This is a genomic window from Rahnella bruchi (assembly GCF_003614975.1).
GTDB lineage: Bacteria > Pseudomonadota > Gammaproteobacteria > Enterobacterales > Enterobacteriaceae > Rahnella > Rahnella bruchi.
Genome location: NZ_QZWI01000014.1, coordinates 125,439 through 135,221 on the forward strand (window position 1 = coordinate 125,439; position 9,783 = coordinate 135,221).

The following is a 9,783-nucleotide window of genomic DNA, read 5'->3' on the forward strand; positions in this document are numbered from 1 at the left end:
CGTATCATGTCTCCGGATGATTTTTACCTTCTTCAATGAAATCTTCATCAATCTCATCGGTATTGTTCTGATGGTCGCGCCCGGAAAGAATATTCCAGCAGGCGATGAACAATGCCGCAATCAGCGGGCCGATCACAAAGCCGTTAATGCCGTAGACTTCCATCCCACCGAGCGTGGTGATAAGGATCAGGTAATCTGGCATTTTGGTGTCTTTGCCGACCAGCAGCGGACGTAAAACGTTATCCACGATACCGATGACCACAACGAAGAAGACCACGATAAAGATCCCCTGCCACAGCATACCTGAAGCGAAGAAATAAATGGCAGCCGGTACCCAGATAATGGCTGACCCTACCGCCGGAATGATTGACAAGAAAGCCATCAGCGCGCCCCAAAGAAGGCTGCCATCCAGACCTGCAATATAAAACGCCAGCCCGCCCAGAGCGCCCTGAACGATTGCTACCACTACCGTCCCTTTCACTGTCGCACGGGACACTGCCGCAAACTTCATAAACAAATGGTGTTTGACGTGGCGGGAAAGTGGAAGGGCTTCCAGCGTAAGATTGACAAGATAGGCGCCATCTTTCAGCAGGAAGAACAGGATATACAGCATGATGCCAAAACCGACAACAAAGCCGAATGTGCTTTTACCGATAACAAATACACTGCCTGCCAGATACTGACTGCCTTGCAGGGCGACGTCGGAAAGCTTTTTCTGAATTTCAGTCGTACTGTCCAGATTATGTTCCGACAGGAAATGTCTGGCCCAGCGCGGTAGATGATGGATGGTATCAGTCAGCATGACCGGTAACTGCGAGTCATTCCCCTGAAGTTTGGTGTAAACCGCATTGAATTCGATTGCCAGCGAAGAAGTAATAATCGCCAACGGTGTGAATACAATCAGACATATAATCATAACGGTTAAAAAAGAAACAAGACCGTTACGATCACCGACATATTGCTTAAGCCGGTTTTTCAGCGGATTAAAAATAACTGCGAGAATAACTGCCCATAGTACGGAAGAATAATAAGGCCTCAATACATCGAAAAAAGCCAAAGTTACGATGAAAAGAATCGCGATGAAAAAACCTTTTGAAAACCCTTTGACGACCATACTTGTTCCTCTGATGAACCTTTTTGCCCTCGTAGCATAGAACTCATTGAGGTTTTTACAAATTCAGGTCTTTTTTTGCTCAATATTGGTGGCAACACTGCGGGTTGTTAAAGGCCCGGAGGAGGAAAACACCGGGCAGGTTGTCGTGTATCTCTTTATTTAAAGAAGCCATAAAAGATGAAACCGACCGCGGCCCAGAAAAGAACACAAGCTCCGACGCAAATTATCCAGATGAGCCAGACAGGTAGATTTTTCATTGCAGTTCCAGATTAGTCATATAAATCATTCACATTAAAAGAGTCTGCATTCCCTGCGTAATGATACTGATGTCCATAGAAAAGGCGCCCTGAGGCGCCCTGATGAATTCTGTTTGCTAAAATTAACGACCGAACAAATCGCGGCGTTTAGGTTTAACGAACTGGGCAAGCAGCACCAAAATCGCAATCACCATAAATACGCTGAAAACAACTACCAGCCATTGCGGCATACCGAGCGAAAGGAATTCCCACTGCTTTTCCGCGCAATCACCGCTGGCAATAAACATCCACGGGAACCATTTGTCCAGCGGCAACCAGGTCGGGAAGCGGGCAGCAAAATCACAAGTCGCGAACGGAGAAGGATGCAGCTGGATCATGGTGTGTTCCCATGACAGACGGATCCCTTCATAAGCGCTGTAAATCCAGATGAGAATACCGGCATAACGTAACCAGGTGGAAGGGGCGATAGCACCGACCAGGCCAGCTGCCAGAATACCCATCAACGCACAGCGTTCATAAATACACATGACACAAGGTTTAAGAAGCATCACGTGTTGGAAATACAACGCGACCAGCTCAAGAGCCAGGGCGGTAAGAGCCATCAGAAGCCATGCACCGCGGCCTTGAGAACAGCGGTTAAGATATTGCAACATAGTAAATTTTCCCTGCAGTTAGCTACTGAGACGCAGTGTAAACCAATTGCTCTCTGCTGCCAGCCTGTCAGAATAAATATTAGGTAAAAAAATAATATGAACCGGACTTTTCACGATTAATTTCGGTAATTTTCAAGATTACAAGGTTCCAGAAAATTACCGGGTACGACTTCGGGATCAGTGAGGCATGAGCAATTCACTGGCCGGTGGTAAACTCAGCCATCCCATATTCGTAAACCACTGCGTCATATCCGGCAGCAGATATTGTACGCACAGCAAACCTACCAGCGTCATCACAACCGTGTAAGGCAGCGCCATCCAGACCATTCTTCCGTAAGAAAGCCGGATAAGCGGAGCAAGGGCAGAAGTCAGCAGGAACAGGAATGCCGCCTGACCGTTGGGAGTGGCCACAGAGGGCAGGTTTGTCCCGGTATTGATCGCGACCGCCAGCAGTTCGAACTGCTTCAGGTCAATCACGCCATTAACCAGTGCCGATTTCGCTTCATTGATATAAACCGTGCCGACAAAAACGTTATCAGAAACAGAAGAAAGCAATCCGTTGAACAGATAAAACAATGACAGCTGGTTTGAAGGCGCTGACTGAAGCACATAGTGAATGATGGGAGTGAACAGATGCTGTTCGATAATCACGGCGACGATGGCAAAAAAGACAGTCAGCAGGGCGGTGAAGGGCAGGGAATCCTGGAAAGCTTTACCAATCGCATGTTCATCCGTCACACCGCAAAACGCAGTAGCAAAGATAATGACCGTCAGGCCGATCAACCCGACTTCTGCCAGATGGAAAGCCAGCGCGATAATAAGCCACACACCTATAACGACCTGCACCGCCAGCTTAATGCGTTCCTGTTTGGTAATATTCTCGCTGTTTTTCTGATCGAACTTTTTGAGTACTTCATACACCGGATGCGGCAATTTTGCGCCATAACCAAACAGACGGAAGCGTTCGACCAGCCCGCACACCACGAAACCACAGATAAACACCGGCACGGTAACCGGAGACATGCGGATCAGGAAATCGACAAACTGCCAGTCAGCGCTTTTGGCGATAATCAGGTTCTGCGGCTCACCTACCATTGTCATCACGCCGCCGAGCGCAGTACCTACGCCTGCATGCATCATCAGGCTGCGTAAGAACGCACGGAACTGTTCCAGCACAGCCTGGTGCTGCTGATTACCCGTAAACGTGCTGTCGTCGGTCACGTCCGCGCTTTCACTCTGATTTGAGGCGAAATTGTGGTAAATCGAATAGAACCCGACTGAAACACTGATCACCACGGCGATAACTGTCAGGGCATCGAGGAAGGCAGAAAGAAAAGCGGCAGCAAAACAAAAGGCCATCGACAGCGCAATTTTATTTCTCAGATTCAGCAGCAGTTTGGTAAAAACGGTCAGCAGCAACTGCTTCATAAAGTAGATGCCCGCCACCATAAAAATCAGCAGCAGGATGACTTCGAGGTTGGCCGAAATCTCTTCGCGAATGCGCTCTGCGGTGGTCATACCGATCATGACCGCTTCGATAGCCAGCAGACCGCCCGGCTGGAGAGGATAGCATTTGAGCGCCATACCCAGTGTAAAAATGAACTCGACGACCAGCAGCCATCCGGCTAAAAACGGGCTGACCAGAAAGAAAATCAACGGGTTAATAATCAAAAACGTCAGAATGGTAATTTTGTACCAGTTAGGGGACTGCCCCAAAAAGTTTTTTATAAATGCGCGACCGTAGGTTGTTTCCATATTCCCCAGATTTCCTTTGTCTGTAATTTTCAGTTGTATCAAAAGCATGGGTCAGTGTAATTGTCTGACTGAAATTTTCCACCCGAAAGGGCTGCCTGGTAAACCATTAAGAAATTTGAAATTCTGCAAACCCCTGCACAGTTTCAACATTTGTTCGGCCTGACGGCTATAACCGGCGTTTTTCATCTGGTATGATGAGCTGAACTATATCCCCAATAAAAGTCCCACACGGAACGACAAACACATGGTTATTAAGGCACAAAGTCCTGCCGGTTTTGCCGAAGAGTATATCATCGAAAGTATCTGGAACAGTCGCTTCCCTCCAGGCTCAATTTTGCCCGCCGAGAGAGAACTTTCAGAACTCATTGGCGTGACCCGAACCACATTGCGTGAGGTGTTACAGCGGCTTGCCCGGGATGGCTGGTTGACAATTCAGCACGGAAAACCGACCAAAGTGAACAATTTTTGGGAAACGTCGGGCCTGAATATTCTGGAAACACTGGCGCGTCTCGATCACGAAAGCGTACCGCAGCTCATTGATAACTTGCTGTCTGTCCGTACCAATATTGCGACGATATTTATTCGAAAAGCGATGCGTAGCAATCCGGAAGAAACTCAGGAGGTACTGGCAAAAGCCAGCGAAGTTGAAGATCATGCCGAGGCCTTTACGGCGCTCGATTACGGTATTTTCCGTGGTCTGGCCTTTGCTTCCGGCAACCCGATTTACGGGCTGATCATCAACGGATTACGCGGATTATATACCCGCGTCGGACGTTATTACTTCTCCAATCCTGAAGCGCGTAAACTGGCGATCACTTTCTACAAAAAACTGTCTGACATCTGCCACGAAAAAAGTTACGAGCAGATAGTTGATTGCGTCCGTATTTATGGCCGTCAGAGTGGTGAAATCTGGCACAGCATGCAGAGCGCGATGCCAGGTGACTTAACGGAACAAAAACACCGTTAATTTCCGAACTTTTTGGAAACGCTGATGAAAGTGATGGCAACCTGTGTAAAGCCGGTTACCTCAAAGTCGACAGGTCTGGGCAGTTAGTTGTTTCCGTTCTAAAGCACAACGGCCAGCATTGCTGGCCGTTGTGCTTTAGAGAAGGTTGTGTAAGTAATTTCATTTACATATATTAAAGTTACTCTGGTTCAAATCAGGACGTTTAGACATAAACAAACAACAACCGGGTATTTTAGGGATTAGTTGCATATTTTTTTTCACATTAGCCCGAACACATGCATTTCCTTCTTTATGACCTAAAAATGTTAGAGAAGGGTCGGCACCATTTTTAAGTAAAAAAATCGCAAAATCAGTATTATTTTTCCATATAGAGATTAGTAACGCTGTATCAATGGGCGGGGAATTTCTTGTCGAGTTTACATTGGCACCACGCGAAATCAAAAACTCTGCAATTTCTTGATGCACCTTAGTTCCATAATATGCCGCTGTCATCAATGGTGTCCCATTATAATTTCCTAAGATACCATTTACATCGGCTTTTGTTTCATTAACCAGGAAGTATACCGCCTCAGTATTTCCTCTTCCTATCGCAACCTCCAATGCATGATTCCGATCAGGTATCATTACTGTTTTGCATTGCAAAGCATCTTTAGGTTTACATTTTTTATTTTGTAGACATTTTTCGCAAAATTCCCATCGTGACTTCAGGCCATTTATTGTGGTTGGCGAAGCAGCAAGCGAACTTAGGTAGAAATTCCTTTCATAATCGTCACAAGATACGAGTAATGATGCAATAATAATTAATAAAACAACAATCGATTTTGACATCATAATTTCACCAGTGTTTACTTGAAGATATAATATCCCAAATGTTTGTTATATTTTCTTGGCTATTGAATAATACAAGGTGCCATTAATTTTTTTTGACTTGCATTCAATTGGTTACGTGTTCTTTGAAATTAATTTTTTGAAGCTGCCTCCTTTTGCGCAGCGTCATATGCTGGTCCCCCTTTTTTCTCTACTGCAATCTGATAAATACCGGACATTACGTAACAACTATTGAGGATTTCTTCTACATTAGGTATGCCTTTAAGAGCCTCGTCGCATGCGAGCACTATATTTTTACCTAACTCGACATCACATAAGGCTTTATCTTTACCCAAAGTGCCATAGCAATTGTCATGAATCCCGCAAGCATTTGTAAAATCTGCTCCATACATACGATCCGGAACATATTTATCAGTACCTGCATCACCACAGCCGGCCCCCCAAGGCTGGCCGTCAGGTCGCACGGAAGGTGCTGGCATGGAAGTGGCCCCAGGTATTGCTAATTTACTCCCTGTTTTTTTTGTCAGGATATCCCAGCCTGCTAATCCAAGAGGGTCAACCTGTTCTATCGGATTATTTGTATATGAATACCCATTCCATCCCCCTCTCAACCCAATCGGATCCTGCGTGATATACCGCCCCTGCGCTGGGTCATAATAGCGGTGCCGGTTATAATGCAGCCCCGACTCTTCATCGTATTGCTGGCCCTGCATGCGGATGGCCTGGCGGAGTCTTTGCGGGTTGTCGCAGCTTTGTACGTTCCCCCAGACGTCGATTTCCGCGCTCCATTCTACCTTGCCATTTTTGTGATTAATCAGCCCGACTGGCGTCCCCAGAGGGTCGCAGTGGAACAGGTGCAGGGCCATTTCGGCGCTTTCCGGCAGCGGGTCGACCCACAGCGCGATGTTTTCTGCCTTCAGGCTGACGGAGGCCAGCCACTGGTGATTCGCCTCGCTCACCTGATTGCGGCGGATTTCCTGCTCAATCACGTTAAAGCGCTCATGAATATCCGGCGGGAACACGCCGCCCGCGTCCTCTTCGAGCTTTTCCGCCAGCGTGCGGTGGCTGTCTTCTGCCCGCGCGTGCTCGGCGCGCAGCAGCGGCACGAAGCTGCCGGGGTGATAAATGGTGTGCAGCTGGATGTCGCGGTTTTCGGTCAGCACCAGCCGGTCACCGTCCCAGCCGAACCAGGTGTTTTGCGTGTCGGTTTCCTGCGTTTGCGGATTGAGCGTGCTCACCTGCTTGCCAACGCGCCGCCCGAGCGGGTCATAAATATAGCGCGCTCGTGTCGTGGTCTGGCCGTTCTCTTCAATGCTAAAGCGCGTCAGCCGGTGCGCGCGGTCATAGGCAAAGCGGTGAACCGCCTCATCGTCGTGCGACCGCTGCACCCAGCCCGCGTAATAAGGCCGCTTTGCGGTCAGATCCCCCCAGACATCGTATTCATACTGATACCTTTCATCGTGCTGAATACGGTTGCCCTGCCAGACCGGAAGCTCGTATATCGGAGCCGGATGCGTATCATGATGCGTGAGCGTTCGGTTGCCCGCCGGGTCGGTCAGGGTGGTCAGCACGCCCGCCGGTGAGCTGACGCTGTGCAGCCTGCCCGCGGGCGTGTAGCGGTAAAAATGGTCGCCGCCGCCGGTGGACATCTGCGTCATCTGTCCGGCGGTGTTGTAGTGATAATTGCGGGTTAGATGACTGCCTGATAAAGCGTGTTGCCCGGCAAGTTGCCCTGTGCGGGAATAGGTTTTCCCGGACTGCCAGTCATGACCGAACTGCCGCGTGGTCTCCCGGTGCAGTTTGTCGCGGGCGAGTTCCAGCAGGACGTCGTCGCCGAGCCTGACGCCCAGCAGATGGCCGGGGCCGTACGTCTGCCAGCGAATATCCGCCAGGCCGTCGCAGGTTAAAGACGACTCAACGCCGCGCGGGTCGAACTGCCGCCGGACGGTGTGCTGCCACAGCAGGTCGCCGCTGGCGTTGTGGATAATCTGCCGCTCGCCGGTAAGATTGTCGTTGGCGTCGTACTGAAAGCGCACGCTGACCAGATGGGTCTCGCTGCGGTGGCCGGTTTCCAGCACGCGACCGGCGGCGTCGTAGCGCCACAGCACCTCGTCGGGGCCGTCGCTGAGGTCGGGACGCTGCTGGCGGACGAGCTGACCGTCGTCGTCGTAGTGCCAGAGGGTAGTCAGCCCGGCGTCGTCGCTCTGAACCAGCTGACCGGCGGCGTTATACTGATAAGCTTGAGTGCGCCCGTCAAAGCCGGTCTCCTGCGTCAGCCGGTCCATCACGTCATAGCTGAAGCGGGTCTCGGCACCGTTTTCATTGACCAGGCGGACAAGCCTGCCCGCGCTGTCGAATTCGGTGCGGCGCGTTAAGCCGCCGTCACTTTGGCTTGCCGGATTGCCGCGGGCATCGTAGGTCTGCACACTTTTGCTGCCGTCAGGCCGGGTAACCGAAATTACGTCACCGGCCTCATTGTACTGCCAGAGGGTTTTTGCCCCCGCGCTATCTTCGCCCGATATTCTTCTGCCGCGCGCGTCATATTCAAACCGGGTGGTCATGCCTTCTTCATGCAGGATTTCCACCTGCTGGCCGTCGCGGTTGTAGCGGTAGGTGGTTTTATAGCCGGAGCAGTCGGTGAAACTTTTCAGCAGGCCGTATTTATTCCATTCCAGTTCCTGCCTGCCGCCCGCGGCGTCTTCCGTGGCGCACGGCTGCGCACTGTTTTCATCCGCGTAGTGATAGCGGCGGGTCTGGCGCAGGGCGTCGGTTTCCGCCGTCAGGCGCCCACATTCATCATACTTTTTATCCACCCGACGCCCGTCCGGCGCAATGGCGGTGACCAGCTGGCCTGCGCCGTTGTAGCTGAACTGGCTGCGCTTTTCGCCGTCGGGATGCAGAACAGCCACCAGCGCGCCGTTGGCCGGGTTTAGCTGAAATTTTGTGATGCGCCCGAGGCTATCGGTCTGCGAGGTCAGCCGCCCCTGCGTATCAAAGGTGCTCTGCGTACTGCTGCCGTCGGGCTGCTCAAGCTTCACCACCCGGCGTAATCCGCGTTCGCCCTCGAAGTGGTAGACGCGCACGCGCCCGAGGCTGTCGGTGACGCGGGTCTGGTCAGAACTGTATTCAAACTGATAGTTCAGGCCGCCGGGATTCGCCTGCGAAATGACTTTGCCGGAGGCATCATCGTAAACGTAGCGCGTTGCGGGGCGTCCGGCGTACTGGTGCGCAACCATCAGGCCGGTATATTCAGGGTGCCAGTCAAAGCGGCGGACGATTTCTCCGGCGCGGTCGTAGACGGTTTTCAGCTCACCGCGCGGCGTGTAGTCATAGCGGACCAGCGGTTTGTCGGGCAAATCCGGGAAGCTTAAATCTTTCACCAGCCAGACGGCGGCTAAGCGCACGCCCGAATCGTCGCCCCAGCCGGTGTTCGGCGAGGGTCTGAAGTCCGGAATCCGCGCCAGCTCAAGGCGAAAACGCCGTCCGGCGCTGTCAGTGACGCCGGTAATGTGCCCGGCAAACTCACCCTGCGTATCGCGGTGATAGCGCAGCGTATTGCCGAAGCGGTCGGTTAATCCGAGCAGTTCGCGCGAGGCAGGCAGAGGGCGCGGCAGCTCGTCCTGCGCCGTTTCGGGAAGTTGAACGCCGCTTAAAATCCACCACGGACCGGTGGCGTCGTTCGCCACGAAATAGTCCTCCGCACTGCTGCGAAGCGCCTCCGGCAGCGCCTGCCAAAGTTTGCTGAGCGGATGCGCGTCACTTTGTTTATCCACGCCGCCGCGCGCCAGCCAGAGCTTTTCGCTGTTGCTGAAGGCAATCTGACCCGGCGGCAGCAGATGAAAATGCAGGCTGCGCCCGCCGTTGTCATTCAGAATCAGCTCATCAGTCCGAATTTGCAGGCGGATGTCCGCCGCCGCCGTCCAGCCGGGGCCGAACAGCCCGACCGGTGCGGGCGTATCGGTTTTATAACTGCTGTACGAACGGCTGAGGACAAACGGCAGCGCCGCGGGCAACGCGATATCGGTCTCATCCGGCAGGACTTTAGCCCCCAGCGACGGGTTAACCGGATTCCCTTCTTTGACACCGCCGGGACAGACCGAACACGCCACGCCGGTCGGCGCGCCAATCATTACGCCGAGCGAGCCCTGAACAATCGGGCCGCCAGTGGCGGTCATATCCTTCTGCCGTGCTGCCGGAAATCCGGTCATG

At 52.0% G+C, this 9,783-nt stretch carries 6 protein-coding genes; 1 reads left to right on the forward strand and 5 read right to left on the reverse strand.

What is annotated here, in order from left to right:
* Positions 1 to 4: 4 nt before the first annotated feature.
* The 3 genes from D5398_RS20070 to nhaB form a co-directional block, all read right to left on the reverse strand.
* Entirely contained in the window at positions 5 to 1,114 is a 1,110-nt protein-coding gene (locus D5398_RS20070; protein ID WP_120509205.1) for an AI-2E family transporter, read from the reverse strand.
* A 379-nt stretch (positions 1,115 to 1,493) separates the two neighbouring features.
* Complete coding sequence (gene dsbB, locus D5398_RS20075; RefSeq protein WP_120509206.1) at positions 1,494 to 2,024, reverse strand: disulfide bond formation protein DsbB; 531 nt, start codon at positions 2,022 to 2,024, stop codon at positions 1,494 to 1,496.
* Positions 2,025 to 2,201: 177 nt separating this feature from the next.
* A complete protein-coding gene (gene nhaB / locus D5398_RS20080) occupies positions 2,202 to 3,779 on the reverse strand; it encodes a sodium/proton antiporter NhaB (protein ID WP_120509207.1) in 1,578 nt (525 codons plus the stop codon).
* Positions 3,780 to 4,023: 244 nt separating this feature from the next.
* On the opposite strand from nhaB, the gene fadR reads away from it, so the two are divergent.
* Positions 4,024 to 4,746, forward strand: coding sequence for a fatty acid metabolism transcriptional regulator FadR (fadR, locus tag D5398_RS20085; RefSeq protein WP_120509208.1), 723 nt, complete (start codon positions 4,024 to 4,026; stop codon positions 4,744 to 4,746).
* A 159-nt stretch (positions 4,747 to 4,905) separates the two neighbouring features.
* Here the strand turns inward: fadR and D5398_RS20090 are convergent, their stop codons facing one another.
* Positions 4,906 to 5,577: an ankyrin repeat domain-containing protein gene (locus tag D5398_RS20090; protein ID WP_244216806.1), complete on the reverse strand. Its 672-nt coding sequence runs from the start codon at positions 5,575 to 5,577 to the stop codon at positions 4,906 to 4,908.
* A gap of 128 nt (positions 5,578 to 5,705) precedes the next feature.
* Positions 5,706 to 9,749 carry an RHS repeat-associated core domain-containing protein gene (locus tag D5398_RS20095; RefSeq protein WP_244216807.1) on the reverse strand — a complete coding sequence of 1,348 codons (4,044 nt, stop codon included), beginning with the start codon at positions 9,747 to 9,749 and terminating at the stop codon, positions 5,706 to 5,708.
* Between the last annotated feature and the right edge of the window lie 34 nt (positions 9,750 to 9,783).